Origin of the sequence: Shewanella colwelliana ATCC 39565, from assembly GCF_000518705.1 — a bacterium.
Lineage (GTDB): Bacteria > Pseudomonadota > Gammaproteobacteria > Enterobacterales > Shewanellaceae > Shewanella > Shewanella colwelliana.
The window spans coordinates 186383-202201 of record NZ_JAEC01000005.1; the positions used below are offsets into that span (position 1 = coordinate 186383).

Here is a 15819-nt window from a genome sequence, read left to right on the forward strand (position 1 = left end):
TTAAGTACGCTGCTCCAAAGAACGATTTAAATAGATAAGGGGCACTAACCCCACAAGGACAATAACGATTGCCGCTAACGCACCATGCTCTAACTGTTCATCAGAGACAAATTGATAAACATACGTCGCAAGGTTCTCAAATCCGACAGGCCTTAACAACAACGCAGCTGGTAACTCTTTCATGCACTCGATGAAGACCAACAGCAGCCCAGCGAATATTCCCTTGCGAAGAAGAGGTAAATGAACTCGTTGCAATAACGCCCCAGGTGTTAACCCCATGGTGACGGACGCCATATCTAGCGAAGGACTGATCCGCTTATAGCTATTTTCTACACTACCAATCGCAATGGCGACAAATCGCACCGAAAAAGCAAACACCAACACAAATACTGTGCCGCTGAAAAGTAGGCCAGGGCCTCGCGTATCAAACAAGGCATATAGGTCATTAATGGCAAAGTCGAGGTAAGTGAGTGGAACTAATATGCCTATCGCTAGAACGGTACCCGGTAAGGCATAACCTGTTGATGCCAGACGTGATGGCAGTAGATCAACTGGGCGTGGGCTACAACGTCGTACAAACATTAAAATCACTGCGATCGCCACGGTCAGCAGGCTCACGATGGCGGCAATATAGAAACTGTTAAAACTGTATTTTAGAAAGTCGTTGTTCCAACTGACATCGAAGTAGTCCCACGCATAGTGTAGCAATATGATAAAGGGTAGCAGGAAAGCCAAAAATAATAAGGCCATGCAATACAAACCTGCCCCCAACGCTTTAATATTACCTAGCTGATACCGATCCCCATAGTTGAGCTCAGTCTGCTTTTGAAACAGTTTTTGTTTACGCCGGGCAAAGCGCTCGATGCCGATCATACAAAACACTACCAATAGCATAATCGCTGACAACTTAGCGGCGGCAGCTAAACTACCATACCCCAGCCAAGTATCGTAAACCGCCGTCGTTAAGGTTGGCACGGCAAAATAACTAACCGTCGCAAAATCAGCTGCGGTTTCCATAGCAACTAACGACGCGCCAACAGCAATAGCAGGCCTAGCCATTGGCAAACTTAAACGCCAAAAACTCTGCCAAGGTCCACAGCCCATAACCCTCGCTGCATGCTGAAGGCTTGAGGATTGCTCCATAAATGCCGTACGTGCAAGCAGATAAATATAGGGAAATAGAACCAGCGCCAACATCACCGATGCACCCGCTAAGGTTCGCACATCAGGAAAAAAATAGTCTTGAGGAGATTGCCAACCAAATAGGTATCGTAACCCTCGCTGAATAGGCCCCGCGTAATCCAAGAGATCCGTATAAACATACGCAACAACATAGGCTGGCATTGCCAGGGGTAACAAGAGCGCCCACTGGAAAATGTGCCGTCCAGGAAATTCGCAACGAGCGATTAGCCACGCAGCAGGCACCGCAATAAGTGCCGCGCCAATACAGACTGACACCATTAAAATGAGAGTGTTACTAATGTAGGTAGGTAAAACGGTATCGAGCAGATGGTCGAAAACAGATTCGTCGGGCGTGGCAGCTTGAAGTAGGATAGCAACAAGAGGGAGTGTCAGCGCAGCGGCTATGACATACCCCATAATTGACCAACGTTTAGAAAAACCTAAAATCATCAATAATCCCATTTAGCTTTATGACGTAATTATCAGCCACAAACCTAAATCAAAACTTAAATAAGAACGATTATAAGTCACATAATTGCGACCTAAGCCTCATAAGTCAAAAAAGCCCTCCGAAGAGGGCTTTTTTAAGCGATGATATCATTACAAATCGAATTGAACTTCATCTAACAACTTAACCGCAGCTTGATGGTATTGCGCTAATTTAAATACAGGTAACTCATCAGCTTTAAAGTTGCCCCACGACGCGACTAACTTAGACGGCGCGACGTCAACCTTTACCGGGTATTCCATATTGATCTCGGCATAGGACTTCTGCGCTGCATCACCCGAAAGATACTCCATCAGCTTTATCGCGCTCTCCCTATGTGGTGCAAACTTCGCCAATGCCATACCGGAAACATTGATATGCGAACCACGGTTATCTTGATTGGGGAAGTTAATATTAACCGCTTCAGCCCAAGGCACTTGCTTTGGATCTTGCAACATTTTACCTAGATAATAGCTATTACCGATAGCGATATCGCACAAGCCCTCTTTAACCGCTTTAACTTGACCTCGATCATTGCCCTGAGGTTTACGTGCAAGGTTCGCCTTAAACCCTTCAAGCCAAACCTTGGCATCAGCTTCACCATGATGGGCAATCATCGATGCCACGAGGGAGATGTTGTAAGGGTGTTTACCACTGCGCGTACAGATCTTGCCCTTATATTGAGGGTCGGCTAAATCTTCATAGTCAATATCAAGAGGGCCAAGACGCTCTTTAGATGAATAGATATTGCGTACCCGCTTTGTTAGTGCGTACCAATTATTCTCAGGAGATCTTAGCGCTGTGGGGATATTAGCAACCAACACCTCACTGTTAACAGGGGCAACAAGTTCTTTATCTGCAAGCTCCATCAATCTCGAAAAATCAGAGGTTAAAACCAGATCTGCCGGGGATAGCCTCCCCTCTCGAGCCATACGTTCTGCAATGCCATTTTTAGAGAACACGACATTAACTTTGATACCAGTCTCTTTTGTAAAATCGGCGAGTATAGGTTCAATTAGAAATGCCTGGCGATATGAGTAAACCGTTAATGTCTCAGCCGCATTAGCCATTGAAGCAACGCAAGCTAAACCCAACGCAGCTAAACCTTTTTTCAACTTCATTCGAACTCTCCGTATTTAACAAAACTTGAATGATAATGGTTATCAATTGCGTGTAGGGTAATCAATCCTTTGCACAACAGCAAGCAGATTCGCTCGAAAATCCCACCCATCTATCATTTTTTGACCGAACAAGATCAAGCCACTAAACTCAAAATAACGACAACAAAACGGAATTTATATGTTGGCAGAAATTTTAGCTCTAATACTGGCCCTACTACTACTGCTGTTTCTGTTTAGGCACAGGTTTATAAAACCCAAGGTAAGACGCAGCTTTAAACCTGCAAGTAATGAGCAGCATAACGCTAAAACCACCTCAATCAGCGAAGATATACCGCTGCCCGCACACACTGTTGTGTCGGGTATTCACCCATTCCATAGCGTTGAAATCGTCGACGACTCAGGCCTATGTAAAAATGCTCAAGCACTTAAAGGAAAACGATACCTATCCCATGAGGCGCCAACACTCCCGCTTGCAGGGTGTAGTGGGCAAGATTGTGAGTGCCGCTATATTCACCATGAGGACAGGCGAAATCAACATGAAGAACGACGTTTAGATTTTGGCGTGACTCATGAGCTTTATGGGGCCTTCGGTGAAACAAACCGCAGAGCATTACGGCGAAAAGGCCGCAGAGAAACCGATCGCCAATCATCACTCCGTAGGTAAGGTGATAATAAGTAGCTCTAGGATACTAAATCCCCTTTAACGATTCGGCTTGGTTTGCTCAATCGCATCGAGCGTTTCAAACTCCAGTAGCCAACGCGCAGTTGCCGGTGCCACACGCCGCCAATCAAGGTCAGGATGACGGAAATCTAAGTACTGCAATAAGCAACACAGACCCATCTTTTGAATGGTCACTTCACTGCCGCAAGTCATCGACGATAATTCAATTTGAGTCAGCCCCCGGAGAAGTGCCTGTTCAAACCGAGAGGTCCAAAATGGACTGCGGACGCCTTCCTCCTCTCGCATCTGTTCTTGTCTGAGGGCAACCGCACTATCTAACAATCCTTTAATCAAAGAGAACTGCGTCATATGTCGCCAACGAAGTTCAGCAGCATTAAATAACTTCTCCTTGCAATACTGATTATCGAGATAACGTAAAATCACTTCGCTATCAAACAATGCCTCACCGTCATTGAGTATTAGACAGGGGATCTTTCCAAGCGGATTGGCGTGTATGAGTTGCTCACCATTTTCAAGCGGGTTGACCTCAATTTCACGAATATCTGCAATAGCATAGTGACTCACAACCACTCTCACCCATCTCGCGTAAGGTGATGCATCTGAAACAAGTAATTGCATTGGTTAACTCCCTATTTTCACCAATATTTTTCAACCGTGATCTGCCCAGGTGCTCGGCGTAAATTTTTTACCAAGCCACGTTCATTTAACTGCGCACTAAGGGTTTTTATCATCTCGGGATGGCCACAAATCATTACCTGAGATGATTCAGGAGAAATCGTTAAACCCGCCTTATCCTCAATCTCACCCGCTGCCATGCCCGTGGGGATCCGACAATTCATCGCACCATCAAATTGTTCACGGGTCACCGATAACACCAGTTTCAACTGATCGCCATATTGCGCTTTTAAAGCCAATAACTCCTGGTAGTACGCAAGATCTGCTGCAAGCCGCACCCCATACACTAACACTAGGTGCTCAAAGCGTTGCCATGGCTGTTCCGTTCTCATCATCGAGATAAAGGGGCCGACTGCCGTGCCTGTCGCAAACAGCCACAGATCTCGACCTTGTTGCGGAAGCTCATCTAAGGTCATAAAACCACTGGCTTTAGTGGAGATATCGATACTGTCACCAACTTGCAACGCCTGTAAGTTGGGAGACAACTGCCCCTCCTCGACGCTTACAGCCAAGACCTCTAAATAGTCATCAGACGGCGCATTAACCAAGGAGTAAGCTCTAGCAATACGCTTACCATCAATATGTTGAGAAAGCTTGATAAACTGCCCAGCGATAAAAGGCGCTATGTCAGCCGACAATTTTAAAGTGAAAAGTTGATGATTCCAATCAATACGCGCTATCACCTTAGCCTCTTGCCACATATATCCACCTTATCGTCATATTATCTATCTTGGCTTTAAACCATCATTAACCTTATATTTACTCGAGTCAAGATAACAAAAAGCCCCTAAATAGTAGGGGCTTATAAAGAAAGTACTTACTGTTTACCATTACTATGAGGTTGGGGCCTCGGGCTCGGAAAAACTGCCCCTAAATGCTTGCAACCCCTCCTGCACTAGACTGTAAGTTTGATCGACACCATCAGCAATATCTCCCTCTAGCACTTTTAATCCCGACAATATATCTTTGGCCTCATCAAACCCTTGATCAATAGCCCCGCCAATTTTATCCATGAAAGAGTTCAACTGCTCATCAAACGAGAGTCCACTATTTTGCTCTTGATGGATAGCAAAAAACTGAGTCGCAAAGCTAACTATACGTTCAGCAGTTGCTTCCGGTGAGGTGTCTACTCCCTGTTCAACAGCAGTTTCAATTGCATGCTCGCCCATTGTTGGTGCCAGCTCTTCATTAATCGCTTCAATCGCTGCCTTATAAAGTAGCCGCATAGGTTCATTGCTTGAGCTTAAATTGACCTCTTGTTGCGCCGCGATAATGGCCGTGTTCATCATCTGTTTACTGGCAGCCAGAGCGGTTTTGTTTTTTGCCACCTCTGAGACTTGTTGGCCATGATTACCAGAAGTTTCAGTCTTGTTACGCGCAACTTCTGACACTGCGCCGCCGTGGTTCTTAATCTCCATTACAGCCTCACTTAATTTTAAAAGACGATAGCTTATCTCTAAGTATCGACCATTATTTAATCAACTTTAGTTTTTATCTTGTTTTATCAATAAAGATTGGATGATAGGCTAACTAATCGTGTCGCAACCACATTCACCATCCATAGAGATGATTCTTATGCATATAATTAAGTTATTGATCGCAGTTCTATTACTACAATCCGCGCCACTTGTCGCCGCTGAGTTGCATGAGTCAAAAACAGTAATATTGGTTAGGCATGCTGAGAAAGATAGCCAACGCCCCGATCCTGGGCTAACCGCAATAGGACAACAGCGCGCAATAGCACTAATGTCAACGCTTGAACGCACTCCACTATCGTTAGCAATCACCACCCAATTTCGCCGCACTCAAGAGACATTAGCGCCTCTTATCAGCGCTCGTAGCCTAAACCATGTCAGTGTCACTGCTAGCAAAAATATCGATGAGCATATCCAAGAGATCTCACAATTAGTGTCAGGAGCTAAAGGGAACGTGATTATTGCGGGTCACTCCAATACAGTCCCACTTATCATAGCTGCACTCGGAGGGCCTACATTGGCCAATTTATCAGAAGATGAATATGACAAGTTATTCATTTTAACCTTACCTAATGAAGGGACATTAAGTATAGTTATAACCCAATACGGTCTTAGTTCGGGCAATGAATAACCGCTATATATATTTTAGTTCGATAAGGCTAGATTTATGCGCCATAATTGACTACATTAGCAAATTATGGACAAAAGACGTGAAGCTACGTCTGAACTGGAGGATCTGGTGAGTAACTCTTTTTTTGATTCAGCGGGTAAGAGTAAACCATTATCTGTAAGCTGCCAAAATTGCGATAGATTAACCGTTATTGAAGGAGAGACTATCTGCTTCAAAGGAGGGGAAATCATTCGACTAACCCCTTATGAGTCCGACACTAATAAACTCAGCCTTTTGTGTGATGGCTGGAAAACCGTTAACACGAAGAAAACAGCTTAAGCTCCAACCATTCCAATATAGTCTCTTGAAGATACCTTAGGTTCACGTGTAATCCCCGCTATTGACGTAGATTGAGGGATCTTTGATAAGGTTAATCCCCTCGTCGTAATTCGCAAATACGCCATTAGCTGAGAATAGATGAGCTGCAACTCTTCTTGCTCTATTCCACGTTTTTTCAATGTCGCCATAATCGCCAACCAATCGGTATCAACCATACTTGTTTGGCCTTCAATGCTTGCGCGTATTGGAATGTTTTTCATCAGCATAATCTCGCTAGGGTTATCTTTTAGCCCTATTATGCAAAGCTAACCTGAACGAAGGCTTAATTAGTAGGCAAATAACAATAAGCCTTTCTTTAGCAAAGTGATCGCTGGCCTCTACAGCCAGCTTAACCCATGAAAAATCGATTAACTTTGTTGATGTTGAACTGTCCACAGTTTTTGATACAAGCCCTGCTGGATAATCAGTTCATCATGAGTGCCTCGTTCGACAATACTTCCCTTACTGAGCACTAAAATTTGATCAGCATCGACTATCGTCGACAACCTGTGCGCGATAACCAAACTCGTATGCCCTTGCGTCATCTCTTTCAGCGCAGTCAAAATCGCTTTTTCTGAATGGCTGTCTAACGAAGAGGTCGCTTCATCAAATATGAGTAGGGGCGACCCCTTCAAAATGGCTCTCGCAATCGCTACCCGTTGCTTTTCACCACCAGAAAGTTTTAAACCTCGCTCCCCTACTTTCGTGTGCCAGCCTAACTCAAGCTGTTTCACAAATGCAGACAGATGCGCCATTTCTATCGCTGCGTTGACCTCCTCATCGCTAGCATTTGGGTTTGCGTAGCGGATATTTTCAAGCAATGAATCGTTAAATAGCACGGTATCTTGTGGCACAATCGCTATCGCACTGCGCAATGCATCTTGGGTCATCGCCGAAATATCGTGTCCATCAATGAAAATGCTGCCTTGGTTTGTATCATAAAAACGAAACAGCAATTTAACTATGGTAGATTTACCCGCACCGCTGTCGCCCACGATGGCAACCTTCTGTCCCGGCTTTAACTCAAAATCGATCGCTTTAAGAATCTGGCGCTCACCGTAACTAAAACTCACGCCCTCAAATTTTAATGCACCTTTTGTAATGGAAGGCGTCGTCGCTGTTGGAAGGTCGTTAATAAGCGGTTGTCGGTCGAGCAAACTAAACATACGTTCAATATTTGCCAACGCACCTCTAATCTCTCGATAAACAAAACCTAAAAAGTTGAGCGGCATAAATAACTGCATCATGAAGGCATTAATCAACACAAAATCACCAATGGTCATCACCCCTTCTGCGACATGTTTTGCAGCCAACGCTAACATTGCGGTCATAGCAAAAGAGATGATTAATGCTTGGCCGACATTTAACGCAAATAACGACAATCGATTTTTTCTCTTGGCCGTTTCCCAGCGCTCCAGCGCGTGATCATATTGCCGTGACTCATAGCTTTCATTATTAAAATATTTCACGGTTTCATAGTTAAGCAAACTATCAATTGCACGCGTATTTGACTGTGAGTCGGCTTGGGCGGCTTCGCGCACAAAACCCGTTCGCCACTCCGTTGCTATGACAGAAAATGCAATATAACCAACAACGGCAGCAAGCGTAATCGCTGCGAAAGCCAAGCCATAGTTATAAAATAAAATCCCCACAACTAGGCCTATTTCTAACAACGTCGGCACAATATTAAACACCATGAAACGCATCAAAAAGCTGACACCGCTAGTACCACGCTCTATGTCCCGCGACAAACCGCCGGTTCTTCTTTCTAAATGAAATGCCAAATCTAATCGATGCAAGTGCTCAAAAACCGACAAGCCTAAACGCCGGATAGCTCGCTCTGTCACGCGTCCAAATAAAGTATCTCTAACTTCTGAAATAACAGTGTTCAGCAGGCGCATGCTGCCATAGGCAACCACTAGCGCTATCGGTACGCTAATCATCTGTTCAGTCGATGCACCGCTTAATGTATCGACTAACGCCTTTAAGACAAAAGGCAAACCAACACTCGCAAGTTTTGCGATGACCAAGCACATCAGTGCTAAGGCCACTCTTCCCTTAAACTCCAGTAAATAAGGCCAGAGTAACTTTAAAACATGCCAATTTAGTTTATCGATGGGGCCGTCAAAATAGAGGGAGGGGCGCATGATTGCTCCATAAACGAGTTGATACAGTAACAAAAAGATTACAGTTATGGCTTTAGCCTAGCTGCCAGCGACTGATGCATATCATTTAACAAATTAGCTAACTGCAGCTAGAAGCGCGGCCAATATTATACCCCATTAGGGATAAACTACTGCCCACTTATATATAAGCCAGACAAGGCAGTAATACTTTTGACCTACTTTTTACTTTAAAAACTATACAAAGGGATTAGACTAACAAGATAATTTACCGATTGCTGTCCAAATGAGAGTTATTATTGTTATCTCTTTTGAGAGATTTTGATACTCTTTGCTACATCTTTTGGTGCACCACCAACAGCTCTTAAGCGTCGGGAATAATCCCAATATTGATAAAGGAAACCGATATGCAACAATCATCTGAAGTACAGTACCCTCCGCTACCACTGATACAAACTTGGGTATGGATGATGACCGAATCGAATACCCCTGAGATCCAACAAAAAGGGCAGAGTAATTTAATATCGTCTTTTGGCAGCCTAGCCAAAGCCAATGAATACCTAGTTAAACAACTCTCAAAATAAAAAAGGAAGCCAGCGGCTTCCTTTTTATGCGCAATAGCACCACGTCAGTATCAACGTAAGGCTCTTCTCGATATGATACTTTGACTTAAGGTCTCAAGCAGTTGCTCTGTGTCATCCCAACCAATGCATGCATCAGTGATACTTTGCCCATAACGAAGAGGTTCACCTTCGATATAATCTTGGCGCCCCTCAACTAAATGACTTTCAACCATCACGCCGAAAATAGCCTTTTCGCCCGCGGATAGTTGACCAGCAACATCTTCTGCAACCACCATCTGACGCTTAAACTTTTTAGAACTATTAGCATGACTAAAATCCACCATGATATTGGTATCTAGCCCCGCTTTGTTTAAGTCTTCTGTGATCGCTTTAACATGGACTGCGCTGTAATTCGGCTCTTTACCACCACGCAAAATAATATGGCAATCAGGGTTACCATTGGTCGATACAATAGCTGAGTGACCAAATTTAGTTACAGAAAGAAAGTGATGCGGGGCACTAGCAGCGCCGATAGCATCGATAGCCACTTTGATGGTGCCATCAGTGCCATTTTTGAATCCAACAGGACAAGACAAACCCGAGGCCAACTCGCGGTGAACTTGAGATTCTGTAGTTCTAGCGCCAATGGCTCCCCAACACATCAAATCTGCAACGTACTGCGGCGTGATCATATCCAGAAATTCACCAGCTGTTGGCACCCCAGCATCATTGAGGTCTAACAGCAGCTTTCTTGCTGTCCGTAAACCATCATTCAGTTTAAAGCTATTATCCATATAAGGATCATTGATTAACCCTTTCCAACCAACCGTTGTTCTAGGCTTTTCAAAATAAACCCTCATGACGATTTCTAACTGATCTTTATATTTCTCACGCAACGGTGCCAAACGCTTTCCATACTCAAGCGCCGCAACGGGATCATGAATAGAGCAAGGACCAACCACAACCAATAAACGGTCATCTCGGTGCTTTAAAATATTATGAATATTTTTACGTGCATTGAATACTGTTGCGGAAGCATTTTCTGTAGCCGGAAATCGCTCCAAAATAGCGATAGGAGGTAATAACTCTTTAATTTTATTAATACGAACATCATCGTTTTGGTAATACATGGTATAAATTTACACTCCGGCTAACGGTTAAAAATAAGATCTCTCTTCTGCATAACTGCATTCAATTTATCCAGTATTAGCTCCAGTTGCAACCAAACAATAGAAAAACCCAATAAATAAATTTAAATCATTGTATTTAAATAAATTTAATAATTCGATATCACAAAAAACTAGCAAGTTAAAAACTCATCAAACAGCAACTAGCTATAAACAGTTAACATTTATCCAAAAATAGTTTATAACTCTTTAAACCACCTAGTTAACAAACACAATATCTATAGAAGCTCACCCTTTGCTGTCTACCTCACTTTTTTAATTCGATTATTGGCAGAGATTGAAACAGATAACGGTTAAAGCACCATGACGGCGAAAATAACAAGCGATAACAAACTGCGATATCATCGACAGAATATAGGTGCACCGCTAGCTCTGCAGCGCAATGACTAAACAAAAATAGGAATATACTCAGATGAGTGGACATAGGGAGCGCATCAATTAAATGACAAGAGTTTCACTATGGTTTTGCTGTCTATTAGCATGGACTCCTGTAATGGCAAACCACGTGCCAGTAAAAGGGGTATCTTTTGCAGTCAGCAATAGTATTCCGCCCTATTTCTATGCTGACAAGAAAAGCGGCCTACAATACGATTTACTCAAAGCGGCTCTTGCCACCCAAAACTTGGCTATTTCACAGCTGTATTTCTCTCCCAACAAACGCGCCGCACGTCAGGTACAAACGCACAATGTTGATTGCTTAATCAACGCCCACCCAAATATTGAAGGGTTGTTTTACACCCAAAGTTTGATTGAGTATCAGAACAGCGTTTTCAGTCTAAGTAAAAATCAATTTGTCATTAACAGCATTGCCGATCTGCAGGCAATCTCTTTAAATGGATTTCAGAATGCGACCAAATATTTAGGTCAAGAGTTTCGTGATATGAGCAGAAATAACAGACAATATAACGAATCAAACAGCCAACGTAGCCAAGTACTGATGCTCTTTACTGGTAGGGTTGAAGCGATTGTTATGGAAAGACGTATATTTGAACACTATCGGAAACTGCTTGCTCATAAGATTGACACAGAACAAGCGATCAGCGAACACTCTCTTTTTGCACCAGCACAGCGAAAAATAGCCTGTTTTAATGACACGCTTCGTATGCAAATCGATGAAGGGATTTCAACCCTTAAGCAAAGTGACACGATAATGCGACCAAGTAAACTTAACTCTTAGCCCCATCAATGTGTTTTCATTGCATGTAACTTAGCTTGATAGCGTTGTTTATTATGTTCGTCGCCAGATAAAGCCAGCGCTTTCTCTAAATTACGCTTCGCTTTATCCTCATCACCGGTAGCCCAGTAAGCACGAGACAAACCAAAATAGAATTCATGCCGATAGTTCGCCTTTTCCACTGCACGTTTATACCAAGTTAGCGCCTCATCATACTGCCTGTCGAAATACGCTTGTTGCGCCATATCATAATAGTAATAGGGATTACGGATCCGAGCGAGTTCAAGGGTCTTGTGAACTTCAGCCCACTCCTCTAAACGGTTTTGGCTAGATAAGAGCACAGCGTAGTTAAACAGCGCGTTCATATCTTCTCCATCTTGACCCAATGCTAGTTTATAAACCGTTTCCGCCGCATCATCTAAGCCTTTATAACGATACAGAATGGCTAAGGTATTCAATGCCGGAACAAAGTCGGCCTTCAACTGTAAACTTTGTTTTATATGGCTGTAGGCCTTATCAAAATCGCCCACAACAAGTGACTCTGCCGCTACATTGTTGTAGAACATCGCCATAACTGTTGCTTTATCAATCTGCTTTTTTGCATAGCCTCTTACTGATCGTTCAGGTAAAAAATCAACCTGAATCGCTTGCTTAGAAACATGAAACGTATCATTAGTCTCTTTTGGTATCAGGCGTAAATTGATATGCCCATTAACCAGGTAAAAGTCTCCCTGTTTATCCCATATAGGGGGCACCTCAATCTCTTGAAACTCAACATCAACATCTAGCGCATCAGCCATTGCTGCAGTCAATAACACTAATGAAAGACAGTTACCCGCTCGGTCACCATAGGTGTCGGCGGCAACTCGCGTCATATTGTCTTGATACAAAAAGCCGCCATTATCAGCATTGATATAGTCCGCTAACCATTGATTGGCGAGCATGTAATTGCGCGACATACGGCTTTTGCTAAATTCTACACGCAACTGTTGAGTGGCCAAACTAGGAAGGTGAAACAGTGCCTTAGGGGCGATAGCTTCTGTCTGAACAAAGTGTTGGTCAAGAAAGTATTGCTCGACGTTATCGACGCTAGGCTTTGAAGAGGTCGACGCACAGCCTTGAACAAGCGCCAATACAACAAGAAGAGTGCTGAAAGTTCGTGTCATCATTTTGCCACCTCAATCGAAGTTCATAAGATCCATCATAAAGTAGGCTTTTGACTTTTGCAGGAGCAAAGCGTTACAAAATATTAACAGTTAAACGGCTTAAAGGTACCTAAGATTCATTCACCTCCCAGCGCTCTCCAACCTTATTACTCAGGCGGATCAATTTGAATAAAGACTTCTGAAGATTTTTTGCCCGTTTCTTGGTAGTGATAAGGCCGATAGAACGCTGCGCCACAACCATAATGACGATAGGGCCGTTGAATGAGCACGCAGCCAATGGGTAACGCTTGTAATACCTGTATCTGTTGTTGCAACCTTAGTGACTCTTGCCATGCGTGTTCTTGCAATACCTTATCTCGCACCGCAAACGCATCAAAAGGTTCACTTGATTTCCTCACAACAACTTGCCCCGCCCACGATAACGGCAGGCAGAGCAGTAATAACAATAGGACAATTAAACTTGTAGGCATAACCGCTCCCCTTTTCCAACAATCTTGAGTGATTATGACACAAAAAAACAAAGCCCTGATACCTACCGGCCAGGGCTCTGTACTATCTATTGCTATATAAGCTCATTAACTTGCACTTTTAAGCGAGACAAACTCTGGGTAAGCATCAATACCACAGTCAGAAGCATCCATACCGTTATACTCTTCCTCTTCTGTGACTCGAATGCCCATCGTCACTTTAAGGACGTACCAGACCACAAATGATGCTGAGAATACCCAAGCGAAGATAACCGCAGCACCGAATAGCTGACCACCAATGGTCGCATCGGCATTTGAAAGTGGCACCAGCACTAAGCCAAATAGACCAGCTACACCGTGCACTGAGATAGCACCGACAGGATCATCAATCTTTACTCGGTCAAACATCACAATTGAGAACACCACTAAACCACCGGCTGCTAAGCCTATCATTCCGGCAACAGGTAGTGATGGTGATAACGGGTCGGCGGTAATGGCGACTAGACCTGCCAATGCACCATTTAAGATCATGGTTAAATCGGCCTTACCCCATACCATCTTGCATACAATGAGCGCAGATATCGCACCGAATGCCGCAGCTGAATTAGTGTTCACAAATATTTTGGCTACGGCTGAGGCATTTTCAGCATCAGAGACGAGAAGTTGCGAGCCTCCATTAAAACCGAACCAACCCATCCACAAAATAAACATACCTAATGTCGCCATCGGTAAGTTAGAACCAGGGATAGGGTTAACTTGGCCATTTGCACCATATTTTCCTTTACGCGCACCGAGTAGTAACACACCTGCTACCGCTGCTGCCGCGCCTGCCATATGTACGATTCCGCTGCCCGCAAAATCAACAAAGCCCGCTTCAGATAAAAATCCGCCACCCCATGTCCAGTAGCCTTCCACTGGATAGATCACTCCAGTCATCACAACCGAGAACACTAAGAACGCCCATAACTTCATACGCTCAGCAACAGCGCCCGACACAATAGACATTGCGGTTGCCACAAAGACAACTTGGAAAAAGAAGTCTGATTCCAATGCATGATCAGCGTCACTCGCTTGCGAACCAATCAGACTAGCAAACGATGGCAACCAGCCTCCTTCAGCGTTGTCGACATACATAATGTTGTAGCCAACAATCAAATACATCACACAAGCAATTGAGTAGAGACAAACGTTTTTCGTTAAAATTTCTGTGGTATTTTTAGAGCGTACTAAGCCCGCTTCTAACATGGCAAAGCCTGCGGCCATCCACATCACTAGTGCCCCAGAAATCAAAAAGTAAAAGGTATCTAATGCAAATCTCAATTCGGTAACGGTTGCACCTAATGCTGTTAACTCTTCCATCATCATCTCCTCTTATAGTGCTTCGTTATCGAGCTCACCCGTACGAATACGCAGAACTTGATCCAAATCGGTTACAAAAATCTTACCGTCACCAATCTTGCCAGTGCGTGCTGCAGCAACAATCGATTCAATAAGTAACTCAACGTTTTCGGATTTAGTCGCAATGTCTAATTTCACTTTGGGTAAAAAGTCGACTTGGTACTCAGCACCACGGTATAGCTCTGTGTGCCCCTTTTGACGACCAAAGCCTTTGACCTCAGTCACTGTCATGCCTTCAATGCCAAGTCCTGCTATCGCTTCTCGCACATCATCCAATTTAAATGGTTTGATTATTGCGCTGATTAATTTCATGCCAGCCTCCGAATCGTGAATGGTATTTTGTTATGCCAAATACAATTCAATCATCAGGCCAACTATAAAATCTATATAAAAACAGAGCCTTAAGAAAAAACAGCGACATCAGATCGCATAATAATGCACCAAATAAGTGCGACTATGCAGTGCGCGCACAATAATAGGGCGAGATAGATATTCGACTTATAGACGATTGGTTAACCGCGAATCAAAGGTATGATGATGTTAAATCACAGAGGAGTTACTTATGTTAAACCCGCAGGAGAGTGTTCTCATCATTGTCGATGTCCAAGGCAAGCTGGCAAAGATGATGCGTAACGCGCAAGCTTTAGAAGATAATATTTCCACGCTAATCGAAGCCGCTACACTGTTTAATATTCCCATTCTGTGGCTTGAGCAACTGCCAGACAAACTCGGGGCAACAAGCGACAAATTGCGTGAACAATTAGTCGCTGCACATCAACCAATCGCTAAGGCACATTTTAGTGCCTGGCACGCACCAGAATTTAGGGCAGCACTGACCGCAACTGCAAGGAACAATGTTTTGCTAGCGGGGATTGAAACCCATATCTGCGTGTACCAAACCTGCCGTGACTTATTGAGCAACCAATACCAAGTTCATGTGATTGCCGACGCCGTTTCATCTCGAACAGCAGAAAACAGAAGCTTAGGTATTGAGATGATGCTGCAACATGGGGCGCTGCTTAACAATACAGAATCGTTACTGTTTGAGTTACAACAAGAAGCAAAAGGTGAACGGTTTAAAGCACTGTTAAAGTTAATTAAATAACGGCTGTAAGAAATATAGCCCCTGAA

Annotated in this window: 18 protein-coding genes; 6 read left to right on the top strand and 12 right to left on the bottom strand. The window is 43.7% G+C overall.

Annotation, left to right across the window (positions count from 1 at the left end; all coding sequences use genetic code 11):
* Both L876_RS0102775 and L876_RS0102780 read right to left on the bottom strand, forming a co-directional pair.
* Window positions 1-1632, bottom strand: a complete 1632-nt coding sequence (locus L876_RS0102775) for an ABC transporter permease (protein WP_028762398.1) — start codon at window positions 1630-1632, stop codon at window positions 1-3.
* Between the two features lie 150 nt (window positions 1633-1782).
* Entirely contained in the window at window positions 1783-2790 is a 1008-nt protein-coding gene (locus L876_RS0102780; RefSeq protein ID WP_028762399.1) for a Fe(3+) ABC transporter substrate-binding protein, read from the bottom strand.
* Window positions 2791-2968: 178 nt separating this feature from the next.
* Between L876_RS0102780 and L876_RS0102785 the strand changes: the two genes are divergently transcribed.
* Window positions 2969-3454 carry a hypothetical protein gene (locus tag L876_RS0102785; RefSeq protein ID WP_037427845.1) on the top strand — a complete coding sequence of 162 codons (486 nt, stop codon included), beginning with the start codon at window positions 2969-2971 and terminating at the stop codon, window positions 3452-3454.
* A gap of 36 nt (window positions 3455-3490) precedes the next feature.
* Here L876_RS0102785 and L876_RS0102790 read toward each other — a convergent pair whose 3' ends face one another.
* The 3 genes from L876_RS0102790 to L876_RS0102800 all read right to left on the bottom strand — a co-directional run bounded on the left by L876_RS0102790 (window position 3491) and on the right by L876_RS0102800 (window position 5565).
* Entirely contained in the window at window positions 3491-4090 is a 600-nt protein-coding gene (locus tag L876_RS0102790) for a glutathione S-transferase N-terminal domain-containing protein (RefSeq protein WP_028762401.1), read from the bottom strand.
* 17 nt (window positions 4091-4107) lie between these two features.
* Entirely contained in the window at window positions 4108-4848 is a 741-nt protein-coding gene (locus L876_RS0102795; RefSeq protein ID WP_028762402.1) for a ferredoxin--NADP reductase, read from the bottom strand.
* A gap of 132 nt (window positions 4849-4980) precedes the next feature.
* Complete coding sequence (locus tag L876_RS0102800) at window positions 4981-5565, bottom strand: DUF5610 domain-containing protein (protein WP_028762403.1); 585 nt, start codon at window positions 5563-5565, stop codon at window positions 4981-4983.
* Between the two features lie 157 nt (window positions 5566-5722).
* Here L876_RS0102800 and L876_RS20935 point away from each other — a divergent pair, with 157 nt between their 5' ends.
* Together L876_RS20935 and L876_RS0102810 are read left to right on the top strand one after the other, a co-directional pair.
* Window positions 5723-6253: a phosphoglycerate mutase family protein gene (locus tag L876_RS20935; RefSeq protein WP_156029365.1), complete on the top strand. Its 531-nt coding sequence runs from the start codon at window positions 5723-5725 to the stop codon at window positions 6251-6253.
* A gap of 108 nt (window positions 6254-6361) precedes the next feature.
* Window positions 6362-6571, top strand: coding sequence for a hypothetical protein (locus L876_RS0102810; RefSeq protein ID WP_028762404.1), 210 nt, complete (start codon window positions 6362-6364; stop codon window positions 6569-6571).
* Here the strand turns inward: L876_RS0102810 and L876_RS0102815 are convergent.
* Together L876_RS0102815 and L876_RS0102820 are read right to left on the bottom strand one after the other, a co-directional pair.
* Complete coding sequence (locus L876_RS0102815) at window positions 6568-6831, bottom strand: hypothetical protein (protein ID WP_028762405.1); 264 nt, start codon at window positions 6829-6831, stop codon at window positions 6568-6570. The genes L876_RS0102810 and L876_RS0102815 overlap by 4 nt on opposite strands.
* A 147-nt stretch (window positions 6832-6978) precedes the next feature.
* Complete coding sequence (locus tag L876_RS0102820) at window positions 6979-8757, bottom strand: ABCB family ABC transporter ATP-binding protein/permease (protein WP_028762406.1); 1779 nt, start codon at window positions 8755-8757, stop codon at window positions 6979-6981.
* Between the two features lie 383 nt (window positions 8758-9140).
* On the opposite strand from L876_RS0102820, the gene L876_RS22880 reads away from it, so the two are divergent.
* Window positions 9141-9317: a hypothetical protein gene (locus tag L876_RS22880; RefSeq protein ID WP_169731088.1), complete on the top strand. Its 177-nt coding sequence runs from the start codon at window positions 9141-9143 to the stop codon at window positions 9315-9317.
* Window positions 9318-9367: 50 nt separating this feature from the next.
* Here the strand turns inward: L876_RS22880 and aroG are convergent, their stop codons facing one another.
* On the bottom strand, window positions 9368-10426 hold the full coding sequence (gene aroG, locus L876_RS0102830) for a 3-deoxy-7-phosphoheptulonate synthase AroG (protein ID WP_028762407.1): 1059 nt from the start codon (window positions 10424-10426) through the stop codon (window positions 9368-9370).
* 550 nt (window positions 10427-10976) lie between these two features.
* On the opposite strand from aroG, the gene L876_RS20940 reads away from it, so the two are divergent.
* On the top strand, window positions 10977-11660 hold the full coding sequence (locus L876_RS20940) for a type 2 periplasmic-binding domain-containing protein (protein WP_051412875.1): 684 nt from the start codon (window positions 10977-10979) through the stop codon (window positions 11658-11660).
* A 5-nt stretch (window positions 11661-11665) separates the two neighbouring features.
* On the opposite strand, the gene L876_RS0102840 is transcribed toward L876_RS20940, so the two are convergent.
* From L876_RS0102840 to L876_RS0102855, 4 genes are all read right to left on the bottom strand, one after another.
* Window positions 11666-12823, bottom strand: coding sequence for a tetratricopeptide repeat protein (locus tag L876_RS0102840; protein WP_028762408.1), 1158 nt, complete (start codon window positions 12821-12823; stop codon window positions 11666-11668).
* A gap of 146 nt (window positions 12824-12969) precedes the next feature.
* Window positions 12970-13293, bottom strand: coding sequence for a hypothetical protein (locus tag L876_RS0102845; protein WP_028762409.1), 324 nt, complete (start codon window positions 13291-13293; stop codon window positions 12970-12972).
* A 105-nt stretch (window positions 13294-13398) separates the two neighbouring features.
* Window positions 13399-14649: an ammonium transporter gene (locus L876_RS0102850; protein WP_028762410.1), complete on the bottom strand. Its 1251-nt coding sequence runs from the start codon at window positions 14647-14649 to the stop codon at window positions 13399-13401.
* 12 nt (window positions 14650-14661) lie between these two features.
* Window positions 14662-15000, bottom strand: coding sequence for a P-II family nitrogen regulator (locus L876_RS0102855; RefSeq protein ID WP_028762411.1), 339 nt, complete (start codon window positions 14998-15000; stop codon window positions 14662-14664).
* A gap of 250 nt (window positions 15001-15250) precedes the next feature.
* On the opposite strand from L876_RS0102855, the gene L876_RS0102860 reads away from it, so the two are divergent.
* Window positions 15251-15793 (top strand): hydrolase, encoded by a 543-nt coding sequence (locus tag L876_RS0102860; RefSeq protein WP_028762412.1) that lies wholly within the window; start codon window positions 15251-15253, stop codon window positions 15791-15793.
* Window positions 15794-15819: the final 26 nt, after the last annotated feature.